Source organism: Leptolyngbya sp. 'hensonii', from assembly GCF_001939115.1.
Classification (GTDB): Bacteria; Cyanobacteriota; Cyanobacteriia.
In genome coordinates this window covers 1-20562 of record NZ_MQTZ01000050.1, presented here as the reverse complement: position 1 = coordinate 20562, position 20562 = coordinate 1, and the positions used below count along the sequence as shown (strand labels likewise).

General features: G+C 51.4%; 12 protein-coding genes and 1 pseudogene. 2 read left to right on the top strand and 11 right to left on the bottom strand.

All coding sequences use genetic code 11. The annotated features are described in order from the left end of the window. Positions 1-22: 22 nt before the first annotated feature. The 4 genes from BST81_RS21305 to BST81_RS21290 form a co-directional block, all read right to left on the bottom strand. Entirely contained in the window at positions 23-166 is a 144-nt protein-coding gene (locus BST81_RS21305; protein ID WP_083636991.1) for a PhnD/SsuA/transferrin family substrate-binding protein, read from the bottom strand. Positions 167-562: 396 nt separating this feature from the next. Further along, positions 563-2800, bottom strand: a complete 2238-nt coding sequence (locus BST81_RS21300) for a PBP1A family penicillin-binding protein (RefSeq protein WP_075600531.1) — start codon at positions 2798-2800, stop codon at positions 563-565. A 74-nt stretch (positions 2801-2874) separates the two neighbouring features. Beyond that, positions 2875-3957, bottom strand: a complete 1083-nt coding sequence (locus tag BST81_RS21295; RefSeq protein WP_075600530.1) for an ATP-dependent 6-phosphofructokinase — start codon at positions 3955-3957, stop codon at positions 2875-2877. 234 nt (positions 3958-4191) lie between these two features. Beyond that, positions 4192-5049 (bottom strand): fatty acid desaturase, encoded by an 858-nt coding sequence (locus BST81_RS21290; RefSeq protein ID WP_075600529.1) that lies wholly within the window; start codon positions 5047-5049, stop codon positions 4192-4194. 180 nt (positions 5050-5229) lie between these two features. Here BST81_RS21290 and BST81_RS21285 point away from each other — a divergent pair, with 180 nt between their 5' ends. Next, complete coding sequence (locus BST81_RS21285; RefSeq protein ID WP_075600528.1) at positions 5230-6483, top strand: TetR family transcriptional regulator; 1254 nt, start codon at positions 5230-5232, stop codon at positions 6481-6483. Positions 6484-6573: 90 nt separating this feature from the next. Here the strand turns inward: BST81_RS21285 and BST81_RS21280 are convergent, their stop codons facing one another. From BST81_RS21280 to BST81_RS28960, 7 genes are all read right to left on the bottom strand, one after another. Beyond that, complete coding sequence (locus BST81_RS21280; protein ID WP_171974821.1) at positions 6574-8271, bottom strand: ATP-binding protein; 1698 nt, start codon at positions 8269-8271, stop codon at positions 6574-6576. Between the two features lie 211 nt (positions 8272-8482). Continuing rightward, a complete protein-coding gene (locus tag BST81_RS21275) occupies positions 8483-9511 on the bottom strand; it encodes an ABC transporter ATP-binding protein (protein WP_253188422.1) in 1029 nt (342 codons plus the stop codon). Between the two features lie 10 nt (positions 9512-9521). Beyond that, positions 9522-11123 carry an iron ABC transporter permease gene (locus tag BST81_RS21270; protein WP_253188421.1) on the bottom strand — a complete coding sequence of 534 codons (1602 nt, stop codon included), beginning with the start codon at positions 11121-11123 and terminating at the stop codon, positions 9522-9524. A 102-nt stretch (positions 11124-11225) separates the two neighbouring features. Beyond that, positions 11226-12287 carry an iron ABC transporter substrate-binding protein gene (locus tag BST81_RS21265; RefSeq protein ID WP_083636990.1) on the bottom strand — a complete coding sequence of 354 codons (1062 nt, stop codon included), beginning with the start codon at positions 12285-12287 and terminating at the stop codon, positions 11226-11228. A 68-nt stretch (positions 12288-12355) separates the two neighbouring features. Then, positions 12356-12691 (bottom strand): hypothetical protein, encoded by a 336-nt coding sequence (locus tag BST81_RS21260; RefSeq protein WP_075600525.1) that lies wholly within the window; start codon positions 12689-12691, stop codon positions 12356-12358. A 105-nt stretch (positions 12692-12796) separates the two neighbouring features. Next, entirely contained in the window at positions 12797-15874 is a 3078-nt protein-coding gene (locus BST81_RS21255) for a PD40 domain-containing protein (RefSeq protein ID WP_083636989.1), read from the bottom strand. Positions 15875-16788: 914 nt separating this feature from the next. Further along, entirely contained in the window at positions 16789-19935 is a 3147-nt protein-coding gene (locus BST81_RS28960; RefSeq protein ID WP_143780446.1) for a bifunctional YncE family protein/alkaline phosphatase family protein, read from the bottom strand. 403 nt (positions 19936-20338) lie between these two features. Here BST81_RS28960 and BST81_RS21240 point away from each other — a divergent pair. Then, a pseudogene (locus BST81_RS21240) lies at positions 20339-20562 on the top strand (ISKra4 family transposase); the annotation flags it as partial.

The window sequence follows — 20562 nt, the reverse complement described above, 5'->3', positions numbered from 1 at the left end:
TTGCTGCCCTCCATTGCCAGGTTTAGTTGAATCCGCAGTTGCTGTAAGCCCTATCCACTTTGCCCTTGAGCATCATACCGACGACATCTTTGTAGCTTGTCGCGATCAGAAACTCCACCGGTTGCCCCAACGCCTTTTCCAGGTAGGCATCTAGGGGGGCAATCATTTTTTACTGCTCGGCTTTACTCTGGGTCGGCAACACCCCAATTCGCAAAACAGGCTTCTCCTGGGCCGATTCTGCCTGGGAAACGGGTGGGGACTTTACGGTTGTGGAGGGTCCTACACATCCCGATACCATCGAGGGGATGAGGGTAAGAAGAATCAATGGGATCGATCGGGCAAGAATAGAATGCAAGTGAAAACAGGCAACCCTTTGGCAAAAGAGGTGTTGAGGTAACTTCATGGAATTGTCTTGTTCGGGATGTGAGCAGGCAAATCACTCTATGCTTCATCCGTCAACGTAACAATGAAATGTAGAGAAATTGTGGAGACTGAACTGCAGGGGCACAAAGATCCGGAGGGCTAAGAAAGCCCTCTCCGCGCCTCTGCGAGTTGCCCATCCTTAACGAGTCGCCCGACCCATATAATCTCCCCAGAGTTGGGCGGCCTGGGCACTGCTGCCAGAGGTGGGCGAATTGTTATCATTACCTAACCAGACGCCCGTCACCAGAGACAGGTTGGGAATATAACCCACAAACCATAAGTCCACGTTGTCGTTGGTGGTGCCGGTTTTGCCCGCTTCTCCCAAACCCAGGTAGGCCGATCGACCTGTCCCCCCCCTGATCACCCCCTGTAACAGGTTCGTCATGGTGTTTGCGATCTCCGGTTGCAGCACGGGGGGGCCTGCCTGATTATCCTGCCTGAAGATCACCCGACAGGTGCTGGGCTTTTGGGGGTCTGCACAGTCTCCACTGTCCAGAATCCGGCTGATCGCATGGGGAGTTTGCCTTACCCCACTATTGGCCAGGGTGCCATAGGCTCCTGTGAGTTCCAGCACCGTGACTTCACTCTGGCCCAGGGTCAGCCCCGGTACCGGATTCAGCTTAGAGCGAATGCCCAAACGGTGAGCCATGTCTATGACCCGATCGAGGCCAATTTCACGGGCAACCCGCAGAGCCACAATGTTGATCGATCGGGCCACCCCGGTTGTCAGGTCAACAGTTCCTGACCCACACCCCTCAAAAAATTGTCCCTCCCAGGTCATCGATGCACAGGAATAGGTGGCATTGGGTGAAACCCCCTGTTCCAGGGCCGCCGTATAGGTGAACATTTTGAAGGTTGAGCCGGGTTGACGCTGGGCCTGGGTTGCCCGGTTAAACTGGCTCTGCTTGTAATTCACCCCACCCACCAGGGCCAGGATTTCGCCCGTTTTGAAGTTGAGGGTGACGATCGCCCCCTGGGAAAAGTTATAGCTGGCTCCAGTTGAAGCTACGGTATTGTCTAAAGCTGCTTCTGCCTGTTTCTGAAATTTCGGGTCCAGGCTGGTTTCGACAATAAAGTTTCCTTCGCGAGCCAGTTGCTCCCCCAGCAATTGCTGCAACTCGTCGAAAACATAGTCGTAGAAGTAGGGCGCGATCGTGCTCTCCAGTTCCTGGCGGGCTTTGGGATTGATCTCCACCCGGGAGCGGCGGGCACGCTGGGCTTCCTCCTGGGTGATCATGCCCATCTCGGCCATCCGGTTGATCACCCGATCCCGGTATTCGATCGCGGCATTGTAATTTCGAATCGGATTGAAGGTGTTGGGTGCGGGGAGGATTCCGGCCAGGGTGGCCGCTTCTGAGATATCCAGGTCCTTGGCAGACTTGCCAAAGTAATACTGGGCCGCATCTTCAAACCCATAATTGCCACTGCCCAGGTAGACCCGATTCAGATAAGCCAGGAGAATCGTGTCCTTGCCATAGAGCATTTCCAGCTTCAGAGCCACTAGGGCCTCTCGCAATTTGCGCCCAGCAGAATCCTCTGTACCCACATAGTCTCGGAACAGGCTGCGGGCTACCTGCTGGGTCAGGGTGCTGGCTCCCTCCCGTAGTTCTTTGGTTGTGATATTAGTCACCATAGCCCGCAGGATGCCGATCGGGTCCACCCCCAGATGCCAGTAAAACCGAGTATCTTCCGACGCGATCACTGCCATTGGCAGGTAAGGGGAGTAGCCGGAGAGCTTTTCCATCTCCCGATGGCTATCATTGCGGGGGGGACGCAAGGGAATTTGATCCCGAGAATAAACCACCACGGGTCCCTGCACCGTTGTAGGCAGGGGATAGACGGAGATTTTACCCCATTCGAGCAGCAGCAGCACCGCAACGATCGCACTCAGCCCTGACACCCCATACAGCCCGTAATGGATCGCCCGTTTATACCAGGGTGGGGGATCGACATACTGGATACGCACGGCCTGAGCCAGTTCCGGTGGTCCCAGGGTGAAAATGTCCCCATGACGCACCACCTTACTGGCAATCCGCCGTTTGCCCCGATAAATCCCATTGGTGGACTGCTCATCCCGAATCACGAAGGGGGTGCGCCGCCGTCGATCGCGCTCTAGGGAAAGGTGAACCTGGCTGACCACTGGGTTCCGCACCACAATATCGCAGGATTTGGAGCTGCGTCCCAGGGTGTAGCGATCGCCCAAGAGGGGATACACCTGGGCCTGGGGAGCATCCGCTTCCTGCACCCATAGTTCTGGCGCTCTGGCACCAGGCTTCAACCGCAGTTTGGAAAAATCAATCCGGGCCTGCATGGTCTGCACTGCCTGGGTGACCGCATTCAGGAAGGTCTGAGGTCGGCGGGGAGGCGGAGGGGTCATAGTCGATCCCGTAGCAATCTTGTACTGTCCAGAGTCTATCGAAGCTTAAGGGAGACCGACAACAGTCTTCTCGATCAATCCCCCAGGTAGATTCCCATGCCTCTGGCCGTTTTCACCAATGTTCCCTTCGGATCCACCGCACTATACTGGGCGATCGCATCCTGAATTGGCACACTGACCACCTGCCGGTTCTGCCAGGTCACCATATGATCATATTTGCCTTCTGCAATCAGATCGACCGCAGCCACCCCGAAGGCTGAAGCCACCAGCCGATCCAGGGGCGAGGGAGCCCCACCCCGCTGCACATGCCCCAGGACCGTTACCCGCGTCTCTGCGCCACTGCAAGCTGAGATCTGGTCAGCCAGATATTCCCCAATCCCTCCAAGGCGGCACTGGCCCAGACGGTTGGTGTTGGTCACCACTTCCCCATCCTCCGTCCGGACCGCTTCCGAAATCACCACCAGGGAGTAATTCTTGCCCTGCTCCTGGCGTTCGGCAACCTTGGCACAAACATTTTCCAGGCTGTAGGGAATTTCCGGAATTAGAATCACATCTGCCCCCCCGGCAATCCCGGCACTGATGGCAATATGGCCCGCATCCCGCCCCATCACCTCCAGGATCATGACTCGACTATGGCTGGCGGCTGTAAAGTGTAGCCGGTCCAGGGCTTCGGTTGCCGTATTCACTGCCGTATCAAAGCCGATCGAGTGCTCTGTGATCCCAACATCGTTATCAATAGTTTTGGGAATGGCCACCAGATTCCAGTTGCCCTGACGGGCCAGTTGCTGCAAAATGGCCATGCTCCCGTCGCCCCCAATCCCAATCAGGGCATCCAGACCCAGCTTACGGTAGCCATTGATAATCTCCTGGGAGCGATCGAGAAGACTGCCATCCGGCATGGGAAAGGCAAAGGGGTTGCCCTTATTGGTGGTTCCTAGGACGGTCCCTCCGATCGTCAATAACGCATCCACCCGCTCTGGCGTCAGCACGGTTGCCTGAGGCGGATCCACCATCAATCCCTGGGTTGCCTGCCGAATTCCCAGAACTTCCCAGTTATAAGACCCCACAGCCCGCAACACGACTGCCCGAATCACCGCATTCAGACCCGCACAATCCCCTCCACTGGTCAGAATGCCAATACGCTTAAATTCCCCCATGCTTCCCTTCTCTACTGCATTGTTATAACTGATAGGCCTAGAGAGGAAGGCAAGTTCCCCCTTAACCATCAACTTTTAAGAATTGATTAGAACCAGGATAGGGGTGTCCCATGGGACACCCCTTAACCATCAGATTGAGACAGAAGGAATTTTAGCGGAGCCTGTTTCTCTGCAGTGGGTTTGTGTGTCAATGGCAATAAAGCGACACACAGCGACACAGAATTCCAGGCAATGTCAAAGTTCGCTGATGGCTTCGGTTGGGGGAAGAATAATGCGCCGAGCCAGCCCCATAACAGCCAATCCCTTGATTACCCACCAGGTCATATCCAACTGCCACCATTTCCAGCCAGCCTTGGCGACATTGGGATAGGCATGGTGATTATTGTGCCAGCCTTCACCATAGGTCAGAATGGCAGCCCACCAGAGATTGCGAGAGCTATCTTCGACATGAAAAGTGCGGTTACCCCAGGCATGGGTGGCTGAGTTAATCAGCCAGGTACTGTGCCAGAGGGATACGGCGCGCAGGAACATGCCGTAGATGACAAAGGACCACCCTCCCAGGGCGTACAGCAGCAGACCCAGGGGAAGTTGCAGTAAGAGGAAGTAGCGATCGAGCCAGTTATAATAGGGGTCACGGGCCAGATCAGGCGCGAACTTGCGATAGGTTTCTCGATCGAAAAACTCCTGGCGAGGATAAAACAGCCAGAGCATGTGGCTCCACCAGAAGCCCCGACTGGCTGCATAGGGATCCTTATCCCTGTCTTCCGTATGCAAGTGATGCTGACGGTGTCCGGCAACCCAGAAGATTGGACCTCCCTGCAACGCCATCGCCCCGATCGTGGCCAGGATATACTCTAACCACTGGGGCACCTGGAGACTCCGGTGGGTCAGTAGCCGATGATAGGCCAGACAGATCCCCACACTACCAAACAACCAGTGCAGGATAACCATCACTCCCAGAGCAGACCAGGAAAAGAACAGAGGAGCTGTGAACGCTATAGCGTGAATAACTCCAAAAAAGCCCACACTCACCCAGTCTAGAGGCGGCAACTCAGAGGATGTCGAACCAGTATTTGAGATATTTGAAGTCATAAACCTTCCTTATTTGAAAACCTGCATCCTGGTTACTGCCTGATTCAGAGCTGCCCCATCTCCAGTTCGTCCAGTCTCAATCCATGACGTCGGAAGATGACATCGGATGCAAGTAATACTTACATTGACCACCGTAACAAGTTCTCAACTAAAATGCAAGTGCAACTTGCAATTATTCCTATGGCCGCACAACACAAATCTGCTCGACAACGGCTAGTGGAGGCAGCACTACAGCTATTCGCTAGCCAGGGCGTTACAGAAACAACGACTCGGCAGATTGCTGATCTGGCTGGAGTGAATGAAGTCACCCTGTTCCGCCGTTTTGGGAGCAAGCATGGCTTGCTTCTTGCCGTGCTGGAGGAAGCTGAAGTGTTTACCCAATTGGGAGAAGCCCTGGGCAGGCAGGCCCATCAGATCACTGGATATGCCCCCGCGTTACAGGCTTATGCCCAGGGCCATTTACAGGCTCTGGAGCAAATCCCAGAATTTGTCCGATCGCTGGTGGGGGAGGCAGGTCACTATCCGGTTGAGAATCGGGAGGCGATCGGGCGTGGGTTGACCCAGATCCATCACTACACGACCCAATATCTGGCGACTGTGATGGCCAGGGATCAGGTGCAGTCTTCCTTGACGGCCCCCAAACTGGCTGGGTTACTCAACACGCTCTTGCTGGGTTATGCCGTGGTTGAGTTTACGACGGAATTTCATTATCTCTGGCCCAATCGGGAGGAGTTCATTAAAGATCTGGTGCTGCTATTTCTGCCTGACGCAGCCAGCGATCTTGCGCCTCGTCCCTCCAATGGGTTGCTTCGGGTGGAGGCCAATCTGGCGTCCAAGGTGCTGGATTTACCTGCTCCAGTGGTGCGAGCGATCCTGCAACAAGCCCGTAAGTCCGGAGTCCAAAACTATGCCCTGGTTTACGTGCTGTTTGGGACAGGTCTTAGTGCGGGGGAGGTGGCTAATCTCCAGCGATCACAGGCGATTTATGATGCTCAACAGCATGTCCTGCAAATCTCCCAGGGGGCGATCCGCCAGGTTCCCCTGAACCAATGGATTATGGGATATCGCTATGGCTCCTACCCGAACAATCCCCTGACCCAATGGCTCAAAACCCGTAAGGACAGCCAACCTGCTCTTTTTATTAATGAAAATGGCCATCCCCTGTCTGAGGTTGAGATGCGTTTTCGCTGGCAGGAGATTACTGCCGAGATCCGGACTCCCATGGGACAGCCCCCTGAACTCGAACAGGCTCAGCAGACCTGGCGCGTGGAGATGCTGATGCGGGGAATGACACCGGATAGTTTGAGTATTCTCTGTGGCTGCACCCCGGAACAGTTACAACCCTACGTCCAGCGAGCCCAGGAAAGGGCAGCTCTGGAACAGGCCATCCGCTTGGATCAACCGACCACCAAATTCGAAGCATCCACCAAGTAACCTGGTCTGGAAGCAGCACAGGCCCATTTTGTTCTAATAGCTGCAACTGAGTTGCTGAAGCCACAGAACCTGGGCGGTTCAAACATTCCCTCAACCGGGCTGTAAAGCAAGTTGTGCCCTGCCCACCAGTTTGGAACCTGAAGGGAATTGCTGGATGGGAATTTTAATCCTGAATTCAGCGCCCTGATTGGGTTCAGAGTAACATTCCAGAATACCCCCGTGCTTCTCCGTGACAACCTGATGGCTGATCGATAGCCCCAATCCAGTGCCCTTACCGACAGGTTTCGTGGTGAAAAATGGATCGAACAACCGGGTGCGAACGTTCTCATTCATGCCTGGACCATTATCAGTAATTTGAATTAAAGCCCAATCCTGCTCCAGCACCTGAGTTGTAATTTGAATCTTGAGAGGAGAATCTGGTGATGGCTGGTGGCTCTCTAAGGCATCGATCGCGTTGGAGAGGATATTCATAAACACCTGATTCAACTGCCCTGCATAGCACTCAACCAAGGGCAAATCGCCATAGTTTTTGATCACCTGAATCCCTGCTCGATCGGCTCTTGCTTTCAACCGATAATGCAAAATTGTCAACGTATTATCAATACCCTCATGCAAATTAACTTCCTTGATCTCTGCTTCATCCAGACGCGAGAAGTTGCGCAGGGATTTCACGATCTCGTGAATCCGATCGGTCCCAACCCGCATGGATTCCAGGAGCTTGGTCAAGTCATCGGTCAGGAAGTCCAGATCAATCGCCTCGATCGTCTCCTGAATCAGCAGCGGTGGGTCGGGGTAATGCTGTCGATACAGACGCACCAATCCGAGTAAATCCTGGGTGTATTCATCAGCATGGGCCAGATTGCCGTGAATAAAGTTAACTGGATTATTGATTTCATGGGCAACACCGGCAACCAGTTGTCCCAGGCTGGACATTTTTTCGGTTTGAACCAGATGGGCTGCCGCCACCTGTTTTTCCTGGAGGAGTTGTCTGACCGATTGAATCAGATGATTCAGGGAATGGGTCAGGATGCCTACCTCATCTTGCGTGGTGATGGGGACCTGCAACTCAAAGTTGGATGTCTCTGTGACCTGTTGTGCCACTTGGGTCAAGGTCTTGATGGGACGGGTAATCGCCTGACTGAGATAGAGAGAGAGTAAAGCGGCGATCGCAATGGATAACAGTAAGCCCGTGATTGTGATCTGATTTCTCAGCACTTCCGATCGCTCCAGGGCTGCTTTCGCCATATCTTCTTGTTGGGCTACAACCGGATTGAACCGTCTTAACTGGTCTGCCAGCCCGATAAATTGGGAGAATTCCTGGCTGCCAACCAGGGCCAGTAAGACCTGCCGGGCTTCTGCAATCTGCCCCGCACCAATCAACCGGTCAATCTGGGCAACACTGGTCTGAAATTTTTGCATGTATTGGGTCACGGTTTTTTCACCCTTTTCCAGCGCCGGTTGCAGCTCAGACAGGGTTGAAGAGGGGAGAGCGGCGTTATGTCTGGATAGAGAAGCTTCAATGTTTGCCAGCCGTTGAGTAATTTCGGTGGCGTTGCGGCGAAAAGCCTCTTGTTGCTGGAGGTAGGGGGATAACTCTTTTGCGGGTCGATTTGTCAAAATGTCAACCTCCAGGTTACTGAGTAGCCTTTGAATGCTGGAAGCCTGTTCTCTGGCTACGATGGCTTGCCTGCCATAGTGATTCCCGATCCCTAAGCCTGCAGTAGTTCCGATAACAGCAATCCCCAGAGCCAAAACGTATCCGGAAATGATTTTGCTTCTTAGATTCACAGCTTTTCCTCTACATGTCCGGCATTTGTGACATTTCATTGCGATGCATTCTACTTATAGAACCCAGATTTCTGGCAGAATCAGCATCATCCAGAAAAATTTTTCAAATCTGGAATGGGAGAGTAAACCTGATTTCCCTCCTAAAATCTTTCAGGAAGAGGAAAGTTGGAGCCAGATGGATGCCTTGACTCAAACTTCTGAGGTTATTTATTTATAAACGGTTAATTAGAAGCCGAACTGGGGTGGTTGGGGACAAAGCAACGTCAAGGGATGTACGGGCGTATATTTTTCTGCCGGATAATGTTTCCAAACAGTAGCGATATTCCCGGCCTAAAAAATGTCGAGTTCTGACAATAACTGATGCATCAGGATCTGGTTGCAGAATCCAATCTTCCTCGCGAATGACCAGCTCCGCAACCCCAGAGTTTATCGATGAATGAATTAAACAGGGCAGGGTGGTATCAAAACAACCCACTTCTGTTTCCCAATAATCACCATGGCGATAGGCCGAGATAAAATTAGCTTGAGTTACAAACTCAGCCACAAAACGGGAAGCTGGCTGGGTATAAATTTCTTCAGGGGTGCCAATCTGCTCCAACTTTCCCTGGTGCATGACTGCAATCTGATCTGCGATCGACAATGCTTCCTGCTGGTCATGGGTGACAAAAATGGCTGAAGTTTCTGTGGTTTTGAGAACCTCCAACAACTCTTCCCGTAATCTCAACCGGACATGCACATCCAGATTACTCATGGGCTCGTCTAACAGAATCAACCTGGGTTGAGGAGCCAGAGCGCGAGCCAAGGCCACTCTTTGCTGCTGTCCACCGGATAGTTCATAGGGATAACGGTGTTCTAGCCCTTCCAATTCAATGATTGCCAGCAGTTGAGCCACTCTTTGCTGCTGATTGCTCCGACTGACTGCTTTTAACCCAAAGGCAATGTTCTCAGCGATCGTGAGATGGGGGAACAAAGCATACTCTTGAAAGACCACACCAACCTGGCGTTGCTCAGCGGGTATCCAGGTATTTCGACCCGCAACCAGCCGCCCTGCAATCATCACACTACCTGCCTGCGATCGCTCAAATCCGGCAATCACCCTAAGCAAGGTTGTTTTGCCGCAACCTGATGGCCCCAACAATCCCATAATGGTGCCCGTTTCCAGTGTTAAGGTCACCCCTGCCACTGCTGGAATTTCGGTATGGGGGTATTGTAGTATGATGTTCTCTAGATGCAAAATCACCAGGCCACTCCTAATCAAAATCCCTTAATCGAATGGTATCGGCAGGTAATTCCTTCAAATTATTTTGAGACAACAGCGGTAAGGTTAGACCCAGCGAAATCATGAGCATCAGCAGTGCCCCAGCCGCCGCATCACTGTAAGAAACGCTCTCCGTTGATTTCCAAATGTGGACCGATAGGGTATTAAAGCCGATCGGGGCTAGCAGTAAGGTTGCAGGTAATTCCTTCAGGGCTGTGAGAAATACTAACACGGCACCACTCAAAACTCCTGGCGCAATCAGCGGTAAGGTCACTTCCTTGAAGGTCTGCCAGGCATTCCTCCCCAGGCTGCGGGCTGAGTCTTCCAGTTGTGGGTTCACCTGTAAAAGAGAACTGCGAATCGTCCCCACGGATTGGGGCAGAAACATCACCAGATAAGCGAAGACTAGCATGGGCAGGGTCTGGTAAAAGGACGGCGCATAGTTTGCCCCCCAGTAGACGATCGAAAAAGCGACGACAACCCCCGGCAAGCCAAACCCAATGTAGCTACAACGCTCGATCAGGGTGGTCAACCCATGCGGGAAGCGCACAGCCAGAATGCCCACCGACAGACCGCACAGGGTGGAAACAACTGCTGCCCAGCCTGCTGCCCAAATCGAATGCCAGGTCAGTTCCATCAATTTAGAAAATGGAGACATATCGTAAGACCAACCCTGATGGGTCAAGCCCTGAATAAACCAGAACAGGGTTACGCCTATGGGAAGAACCAGACCCAGCAGGACAACCACCAAACAAAATAGCAGAGCTGGCAGTTTCCAACATCCCAGGTGAATCAGGGGCTGGGTGTAGCAGAGGGTAGACGTTCGGGTGAAAAAAGCGGCCCGCGATCGCACCCGATGTTCCAGCCACAAAAATGACATCATCAGTCCCACCAGGAGCAAAGCCAGCACTGCGGGCTGGTAGCGATCGTAGGTGTAACGGTACTGGATGAAGATAGCTCGCGTAAAGGCATCAAAACGCATCAATGTGGCTGCACTAAAATCCTGCAGGGCATACATGGCGACGATTAATCCCCCTGTAGCCAGGAAGGGACTGAGTTGGGGCAGAATAATGCGAAAGAAGCGGGCATAAGGACCATGGCCCAGACTTTGCGCCGCTTCTTCCAGAGAAGGATTCATCCGTTGCAACCCCGCCTGTACGCTCAAGAGGAGATAGGGATAGGTAATGAGCGTTAGGGCCAGAATCGCCCCATGCCAGCCATAAATTTCTGGCAAAACCTCAATCCCCAGAGGCTCGACGAGGTGTTGCAGCAGGCTACCTTTAGGCCCAAAAGTTGCAATCAGGGCAAAGCAAATAACATAATCCGGAACTGCCAGAGGCAGAATCGTGGTAATTAACCAGAATCGTCGCCAGGGTAAATCAGTCCTTGTGGTCAGGAACGCGATCGGCACCGCAATGCAGGTTGCACAGAGAGGAGTGATGATTGCCAGCCCAGCGCTATTCAGAATGATCTCGATCGTGCGATGGCGCAGAATCAGCGCGACTAATTGATCGCCACTGACGCTGAGCGTGCGGAGAATCAAATAGGCAAGAGGCAAGATAATCGCTACTGCAGGCAGTGCTACTGTAGCCACAAGAAATAGAGGGAGCTTGTGCATTGCGGGACCGTTCGTGGATTTCTGAAGGCAGAGGATCAGGAATATGACAATTTAAAGCATATTTATACAGCTTGAGTCTTACAAAAGACCTGCTTCCTGAATCAACTTTTGGGTTCCTTTCAAGTCATCCAATTTTTTCAAATCCAGTTTAGGAGCTTTCAACTGATCTAGGGGCAATTGCTGCTGGGCCACTGGAATCCCTTTTACCAGGGGATACTCGTAGAACTGTTGTGTAATAAATTGCTGGATTTCCGGCTTCAACATATAGGCAACAAACTGTTCAGCATCACTGGATTGATCCGTTGTTTTCAAAACAGCCAGACCCGCCACATTGATCAACGCTCCTGCATCACCCTGCGTATGATGAAGGGCCACGGGGAAGTTGGCATCCTTAGTTTTGAAGCGATATAGATAGTAGTTATTCACAAGCCCCAGGGAAATTTCTCCTCGACCCAGAGCTTCTACAATGGCCGTATTTCCCTCGTAACTCTTCGCACCATTGGCCTTCATCGCCTTCAACCATGCCAGGGTTTTAGTCTCTCCCTCCAGCACTCGCATGGCGCTAACAAAAGTCTGGAAGGACCCATTGGTGGGAGCCCAACCGACTTTACCGCGCCACTTGGGATCGGTTAACTGCATCACACTGGCAGGGAGTTCGCTGGGCTTAATGAGTTTGGTGTTGTAGTCAATCACACGAGCCCGCCCAGAAATCCCGATCCAATTGCCCTCAGGGGAGCGAAACTGCTCATCTACCAGTTTCAGTAAGGTATCAGGGAGTTGCGCTGTCAGGTTATTTTTGGCCACTGCACCCAAGGCCCCAGAATCCTGGGAATAGAAGACATCTGCTGGACTTTTCGCCCCTTCTTCCGTCAGCGCGATCGCCAATTCAGTCGAATCTCCATAACGGACCTCGATGTCCATTTTTAGGTCCTGTTTTGCCTTCTCAATCAGGGGAGCCATGATTTTCTCATCTCGCCCGGAGTAAACCGTCAGCTTTTTGGTCTGACCTTTTGGAGCAGTTGAGCCCTGGGCATTCGCCTGTTGAGAGGCATTATCCTGAGCAGGCGGGTTGGCTGTGCAACTGACGATCGTACCCAACAAGAGACCTGAAACTGCAAGTTGTGCAATTTGCTTCAACATATTAATTCATCCTTAATTATTCAGAACGACCAACAAAGCCCCGTACAGACATTGCATGTAATACTTCCTCACTGCGGAACATCCTGGGCATAGGCTCTATTGGCTCCAAAAGCACCTGGATTAAAGTTGCTATCAGGTGGAGATCCGCTGCTGGCAGATTGAACCCTATTAGAGGTGGGTTGATTGCCTTGACTATCCTTAAAGGTTGTGCCGCACAGTTGTTCTAGATTCACAATCGTTCCACTACTGGTCTGCAGGTAACAGACCGGTTGATTGAGGTCTCGATTTTGCTCATCCAGAGGCGGAGCTGGTGCAGAAACCGTAGGCAGGCTGAGGGATTTCTGATGAGTGAATCCAGAAAAAACCACTGTCAGAAGGAGAATCTGATAAAAGTGCGTTTGCATAATTCACCAGGATAACTGGGAGTTTTTACAAAGGTAGGGGTTATGCAACCCCTACCTTGACTTGATTAGCAGCCTTGATTGCGCCAAAAGTGACCCTATTGCGAATTAGCTATTATGCCAATTGGCCAATAGCTTCTCCCGTTCCTGGCTCAAGTCTTGACCACTGCGCTCAGTTGGGTAAGGAGCACCATCACCCTTGACACCCGACCACAACACCCGATTGAACTTTTCCTCATCCAATCTGTCTTCTACACCAAAGTAGAATTCCTGTGTTGCATTGGCCCACCAGTCGCCATCATGGCGAGACTGCACAGCCGCCGTCTTAGGTGCGTTGGGATCCTGGCAGGCAGGAACCAGCGCCGGATCAACTGGAGCCTTACACAGAATGCCTGGGACAACCGACTGATAAGGTGTCAGGTTGGCATTCTTGGTGAAGACATCAGACATGGGATTGGCGTTGGCATCATTCAGACCTAGATAGCCAATTCCCAGTAGGTCTTCTATGGTTCGGACGAAGTCAACGGTTGTGTACCGGGTGCTGACCACTGCCTTCCGCTTGGTGTAGGGCGAGATGATATAGGCGATCGATCGATGAGAATCCACATGGTCAGGACCATCCTGGCAGTCATCCTCAATGATGAAGACAGCCGTTTCTTTCCATTCCGGACGCTTACTCAGGGTTTCCACCAGCAACCCAACGGCATAATCGTTATCGGCCATCTGGGTTTCAACCGTTCTTAATCCGGCAACTGCATTACCAAAGTTACCAAAGTGGTCGTGGGGAAACCGAACCAGAGATAGGCTAGGCAACCCATTGACATTCACATCCCGCAACCACTCGTTAAATAAGTAGATGTCGGCATTCTTCATGTCATAGCCCCGGAAGTAAATATCAGTCTTGTCCAGCAGAACGGTTGGGGGGGCTTGAGGAATCTTGCTGGCAAAAGGAGTCGGCGAGATGGGCAGATAGAGGGGGTTGGCCGGATCGGGCTTGGTCGGATCAACCTGACCAGAGGAAGTATTATAGTAAGCCAGATCGATGTAAAATCCGTAGTTGCGAACTGTCTTACCAGCTCTTAGGGCGGCATCCCACAGGTAGCCACCAACAACATTCGGGTTCCAATTGCCACTGCCAGCCGGGCCATTCACATCCTTGCTACCGGGCAGAATGGAAGACTGTCCTGACGGATCAAGCAGTCCAGTTACTCGAACAGTAATCGGAGAGGGCTGACTTGAGGTTTGGGGTAAGCCGGGATTGATGTTCCGAGTTGTGCCTTCGTAGTCGTAGGTTAAGCCGTTAAACCCAGCATTTCCATACAGGACGGATTGATGCTTTTCGGTGTAATCCGTGGTAGCGGCATAGGTTGACCAGTTCCAACCCACACCGCTGGATTCACCACTGTCATAGAAGTTGTCCAGTGTGACGTAATCCAGGGCCAGTTTGTGATGGTTGGGAGAAATAGGCTGAGGCAGCAAGGTCAATGCTGGATCTCCATTACCTACTGGCAGATCGCCCAGAATCTGGTCATAGGTACGATTTTCTTTAACCACGTAAACAACGTGCTTGATCTTGTGCCCTAAGAACTTCATCATGAAGTCTTCTTTGCCCCGCTGATCAAACCCATTGTTTAGATCCACCAGACGGCTCAGAGCATCGAGAACCTTGAAGCTAGAGGGAACGGGAATCGTCGAGATACCTGCCTTCTCTAAAGCCCAGTTGTACTCGTTCCGGAAGGTCGTATTCCGCGCCTGACCTGCGGCAGTTGTACGGCCATTGCTGGGGTTAGGGCCTGCATTACTTTTCGCATTCACTACATAGAGTCGGTTCCCTTTGGCATTGAGACTCACAGAGTTGGGATACCAACCCGTTGGAATCCGTCCAACAACCTTGGCCGGTTTCTCAGGTTTGCCAAACTTGAATAACTCGTCCAGCAACCCTTTTTCCTTGTCGTTATCGTTGTCTTTCTCTTTCTGTGGACCTAGATCCACAACAGCGACGGCATTTTCACCACCCAGAGTGACAAACAAAGCTCTTTCATCGGAACTGAAAGCCAGAGAGTTGGGAATGGCACCCCGATAGCGATCGCCCGGTCGTGAAAGCGAGATTGTTTGCACAACCTTATCTGTGCCAGTATTAATCACCGAGACCGTGTCACTATTCCCATTGGCAACGTACAGGCGAGACTGGTTTTTGGAGAGCAGGAGTTTATTCGGTTGCTCACCCACAGGAATCCGCACGATCGCAGCAGTAGCCAGATTGACCGACAGCACTTCATCATCTCGCTGACTGGTGACATAGGCTTTGGTAGCAGCCCCATTCTTGTTACTGACAACAGTAACCCAGAAAGGAAATTCGCCTGTAGCTACAGGGCTCCCTGGAGTGAAGAACTTAATTTCCTGAGTTACTTTTCGGGAAGCTGTATCTACAACGGAGATGGAATCATTTTCAAAGTTAGCAGCCACCAGGGTCTTACCATCTTTGCTCACATCCAGTCCAGCCACAGCCGCACCCGTAACCACCAGACCACCAGAAGCGGTGTCAGCGGGTGTGCCGTTCAGCAAACCGCCGTCGTAAGCAGGAAATGGGGCTGTTTGATTGGAGTTATGACCGAGCAGGATGAATGGTGCGTCGGGCACGAAGGTATTGCCCTCCTGACGATAGACATAAATGCGATCGTCGATACCACCAGACACATAGAACCGCTTCCCATCGGGTGCCCAGGCAATTCCGTTATAGGTATTGGGAATATTAATCTGTTGCTGCTTAACCAACTGCTCCGAGCTGATGTCGTAAACAAAGACCCATTCCGCCTTTCTGGTTGTTACGGAACTTGGCTGGCCTGTGACAGGATCGAGCACCGGGTAGGTCAGGTTGGCCCCTGTTGTTTCATTCCTGAAGTTCAGGTTATAGCCACTGGTCAATACCAGCATGGTTTTGCCATCTGGGCTAACCGCTGTTGCAACAGCACCGTTGGCATCTGCATTGCCATCACTGCGTAATCCAGTTGATAGCGGGTTGAATTTCGAACCGGGAGCAGCGGTTGGAGTCACAACTTTGCCTGTAGGTAAAACTGCAACCTGATTGGGCAAATTACTCACCGGGATATTAGATGGAGGGAAACTAATTGACGGTAGTGCTGTGATGCCTAATGCCACCACAGAGAAGAAAGCGACGACACCCATGATAAACAGGGAGCGTTGATCTCTAAGAGGTCTAAAACGCTTGAGCAAACCCATTTTAGTCACCTAATGATTGGATGATTTTCACGTTTGTGATTACTCTTACTACCGTACTTAAGTGTTAATGCACGGAGGAAAATAAGCACAAACAAACCTTGATTAATCACCGGACAAGAGTTGATAATACAGGGATTATAAGAAGAAAAGGTTAAGCAGCCGATTGACAGTCAATCCCTTTAATCGTTGGCTTATCAGCCTGGAAAAAGATGCGATTGAGCAAGGGGAAAAGAGAGAAATAATAGCGACAGATGAATTGCATTTTATATATTTGGTGTAGTAATTTTGTTTGGGATTGAATCATTTGTATTGCAGGTAAACAATGGAAATTTGCCCCTGAAGCAATGGTGATTTTTAAGGTCAAGATCGGCTAAAGTTGATGCTTCTCCGATATCAGAAATAACCTTTGAATCACCGATAATCTTCCAACTGTGTATCCCGGTTGTTCCTCAGATTCAATCGAGGGACGGGGAGCAGCCCGAGGGGGGAAGGGCCTACTTGAGTTTGAGCTCGGCTGGTTTTCTCAACACTATTAGTACTGGCAGCATTAGAGTTATTGGTGGGACGATCGTTCACTGTTCCCCTTGGCTTAGATCCACATAACCGGGTCAGATCAGTAGTCCTTCCGTTACTGGTAATGATGTAACAGAGTGGATCATTAGCCTCGGTTCCACTGATGTCAGGCTGTTGACTGATTGAAGGAAACTTTTGCGGCTCTGCAAAAGCAACTGGCTGTAAACCAACAACACTTGACAACACAACAGAGAAGATTAGCCTGGGATACTGCATCATTTCACCCGCGTTGAATTGCGATAAAAGGGGCATGGCAATTTCTGCCATACCCCTCCTCTAACAAGATGTTAGCTATTCTGTCCTTGCAGCAGGCGATCGCGCTGACGACGCAGATCTAAGCCACTCCGTTCCGTGGGATAGGGGACTTCTTCTCCCTTAATCCCAGACCATAGAACCTGGTTGAAACCATCGGAATCCACCTGATCCACATGGTCGAAGTCAAAGCCTTCTGTGGCCTTGGCCCACCAGGTGGCATCATGGCGCGATCCAACGGCAGCCGTTTTCAGAGCGTTCGGATCCTGGCAGGCAGGAACCAGAGCTGGGTCAACCGGAGCCTTACACAGGTTCCCTGGCACGATCGCGGCATAGGGCGCGACGCTGGCCTTATCCAGCTTTGTGCGGAAACCGTCGGACATAGCCCGAGCATTCGCATCTGTAATGCCAATGTAGTCCAGACCCAGGACATCTTCGATCGTCCGGATCATGTTGACCGTGTTGTAGTTGGAGCTGACCAGCTTACCCAATTTGGTATAGGGAGAGATAATGTATCCCAGAGAGCGGTGGGCATCCACGTGATCGGGACCATCCTGAGCATCATCTTCCAGCACGAAAATGGCTGTTTCTTTCCATTCGGGTTGTTGGCTCAGGTATTCCACCACCAGGCCCAGGGCATAGTCATTGTCAGCCATTTGCAATTCTGGTGTATTGACACCTGCCACCGCACTACCAAAACTTCCAAAGTGGTCATGGTCAAAGGCCATCACCATCAGGTTAGGCATGGAACCATACTGTTTCTTGTATGCTTCCACATCCCGCTTCCACTCTTCAAAAGAATAGATTTCTGGTTGCTTCTGGTCATACCCCCGGAAGTAAAGGTCGGTCTTATCCAACAGCACAACTTTACTCGCAGCACCTTGAGGAAGCCCATCCTTGAATGGTGTGCGGCTGATAGGAAGATAGAGAGGGTTACCCGGACAGGGCTTCAGAGGATCACACCCACCCACATTGGCGTAGTAGAAGTCACTCAGGTCGGCGGCAGCACCATACATGCGGACAGTTTTACCTGCTCGCAGTGCCGTATCCCACAAATATCCTCCCTTGGCCTTAGGACTTAAGTCACTGTTGCCGCTGGGGGCTGAGACATCCGTACTCCCCGGCAGAATCGAAGAATTGCCAGTTGGGTCGAGCAAGGACGTGATCCGCACCGTTGTCTGGGAAGGATTGGATGCACTGTTGGGCAGGGCGGGTAAGACAAAGCGGTTGTTACCTTCATAGTCGTAAGTTAAACCGCTGAAACCGTTCCCATAGAGGACATGTACAGTCTTCTCGGTGTAGTCGGTGGTGCGCCCAAAGGTAGACCAACCCCAACCGTCGCCACTAATCGAGCCACTGTCATAGAAGTTGTCGAAGGTGACATATTCCTTGGCCAGTTTGTGGTGGTTCGGTGTGATGGCTTCTGGGAAGAGGGTCAATTGAGGATCCCCATTACCGAAGGGGAGATCACCCAGAACCTGGTCGTAGGTGCGGTTCTCTTTAATAATGTAGAGAACATGCTTAATCTTGCCCTTCAACGCATCCATCACCCGATCGTCTTTGTCACGGAAGATGAAGCCGTTGTTGAAATCAACCTGCTTGCTTAAAGCCTCCAGATCTTGCTTCTTGGGCACGGGAATCACAGAGATGCCACCTTTCTGAAGTGCCAGAATGTACTCACTGCGGAAGGTTGTATTCCGTGCTCTGCCTGCGGCAGTCGTGCGGCCACCAGCGGGATTAGGCCCTGCATTTCCCTTCAGGTTAACCACGAACAGTTTTTTGCCGTCCTGGCTTACCGTGACAGCGTTGGGATACCAGGCTGTCGGAATCCGTCCAAGCACAGGTGGGGTTTTTCCAGACTTGCTGATCTCATAGAGTTCATCCAGCAGCCCTTTATCTTGTTCGTCCTCGTCGTTCTTCAGGACTTTCCCGTTGCCCAAATCCACAACGACGACTGCATTCTCGCCACCTAATGTGACATAGAGCCGACTGCCGCTGGGGCTGAGGGCCAGGGAATTAGGATTAGATCCTTTATATTTCTCACCAGGGCGGGAGAGGGGGAACGTCTGCAAGGCTTGATCAAGCTGGGTACTAATGACAGAAACGCTGTCACTATTGCCATTGGTCACGAACAGAAATTGTTGATTGGGGGATAGCAGCATCTTATTGGGCTGGTTGCCAACCGGAATGCGAGCAACGCTATCATGCTTGAAGTTGTAAACCATGACTTCATTGTCCCGCTGGCTGCTGACATACACTTTGGCAGCAGCCCCATTGTCGGAACTGACGATTTGGACCCAGAAGGGGTATTCACCCGTAGCGATCGTATTCCCTGGAACGAAGAACTTCACTTCTTTGATCACCTTGCGGGTTGCCGTATCCACGATCGAGATAGAGTCATTCTCGAAGTTGGCAACCACCAGGGTTTTACCATCCCGGCTAACATCCAGACCCGCGACCACAGCACCCGTGGAAGCAATGGCTGCCGGGGTTTCTTTCAGTAAGCCCCCGTCATAGGAGGGGAGCGGTGCGGTTTGATTGGAGTTATGTCCCAACAGAATAAAGGGGGCATCAGGAACAAAGGTGTTGCCATTGCGGCGATAGACATAAACCCGATCGTCAATCCCTCCCGAAACGTAAAACTTTTGACCATCGGGAGCCCAGACCATGCCAGCAAAGGTATTTGGCAAATTAATCTGCTGTTGCTTCACCAGATTGCCGCTACTGACATCATAGACAAATACCCACTCAGCTTTTCCAGTTGTTGTGCTGGAAGGCTGGCCAGTCACTGGATCGAGAACCGGATAGGTGATACTTTGACCACTTTCGGTTCTAAAGCCCGTATTATAGCCACTGGTCAATACCAGGAGCGTTTTCCCGTCAGGGCTGAGGGCGGTTGTAATTCCTCCGTTAGCATCTGCTGCACCATCAGCCCGCAACCCGGTGGCAAGTCGGCTAAAGGTAGAGCCAGGAGCCGCTGTCGGAGTAATAAGCTGTCCTGTAGGTAAGACGGCAGCATCCTTACCCACATTCACGTTACCAACCAGCACATTTTGAATTGGAACACTAATGGCAGGCACCATTGTCGCTCCCAAGAAGACTGCTGCAAGAAAAGCAGCCAGCCCTGCCAAGAGCAATGACCCTCTGCTCTTGAGCAGATTGAAATGAATAATCCTTTGCATGGTTTTTCCCCGTTAGACTGCGACTAATTCAAGTCCCTTAATAACTATCAACCAATCATTTGCAAGCCATTTGCCAAAAAGAATTATTGATCAAAAATCAGATAAATTGATCGCTGAAAATCTTAAATTCTTTTACTAATTTAATTATTAAAATTTGACGAACAGCCAAAAAGATTTGTCTAAAAAATAAGCCATTTAGTTAGACACAATGCTTATCTTTAATCGAATACAATATCCTTCATTTTTTAGTTCAAAAAATCGTCCCTGCCTTGTCTATCCATAACTTGGTTCAGGGGATATCAATGAGAGTGCATCCCACTTTTGCGATGAGTATAAGTGCTTAGAGCTGTGTTTGAAAGAGCGCGCTAAACTTTGAGCATTCCTGCTTTGGTCAACCACGCTTATGGACCCTGAGAAAAAAGCCCAAATTCAAGCCCACGCCCGTGCCCTTGCCGCCTTGCTATACGAGGAAACCGACCCGGAGCAAGTGAAAACATTGGCAGGGATTGAGGCAGCAGTGAGAGGGCATCTGCTGGAACACGTCGGTCCAGAGATCGGGGATTTTTTATTGCAACAAGCAGCGGCACCACGAGTGGACGAAAGCGCAGGCTCGATAGTATCATCGGA

Bases quoted from the DNA above. Each gene is read 5' to 3' on its own strand.
- BST81_RS21295 (WP_075600530.1), bottom strand. From the start codon at position 3,957: ATGGGGGAATTTAAGCGTATTGGCATTCTGACCAGTGGAGGGGATTGT.
- BST81_RS21290 (WP_075600529.1), bottom strand. From the start codon at position 5,049: ATGACTTCAAATATCTCAAATACTGGTTCGACATCCTCTGAGTTGCCG.
- BST81_RS21305 (WP_083636991.1), bottom strand. From the start codon at position 166: ATGATTGCCCCCCTAGATGCCTACCTGGAAAAGGCGTTGGGGCAACCG.
- BST81_RS21285 (WP_075600528.1), top strand. From the start codon at position 5,230: ATGGCCGCACAACACAAATCTGCTCGACAACGGCTAGTGGAGGCAGCA.
- BST81_RS21300 (WP_075600531.1), bottom strand. From the start codon at position 2,800: ATGACCCCTCCGCCTCCCCGCCGACCTCAGACCTTCCTGAATGCGGTC.
- BST81_RS21265 (WP_083636990.1), bottom strand. From the start codon at position 12,287: ATGTTGAAGCAAATTGCACAACTTGCAGTTTCAGGTCTCTTGTTGGGT.
- BST81_RS21255 (WP_083636989.1), bottom strand. From the start codon at position 15,874: ATGGGTGTCGTCGCTTTCTTCTCTGTGGTGGCATTAGGCATCACAGCA.
- BST81_RS28960 (WP_143780446.1), bottom strand. From the start codon at position 19,935: ATGCAAAGGATTATTCATTTCAATCTGCTCAAGAGCAGAGGGTCATTG.
- BST81_RS21260 (WP_075600525.1), bottom strand. From the start codon at position 12,691: ATGCAAACGCACTTTTATCAGATTCTCCTTCTGACAGTGGTTTTTTCT.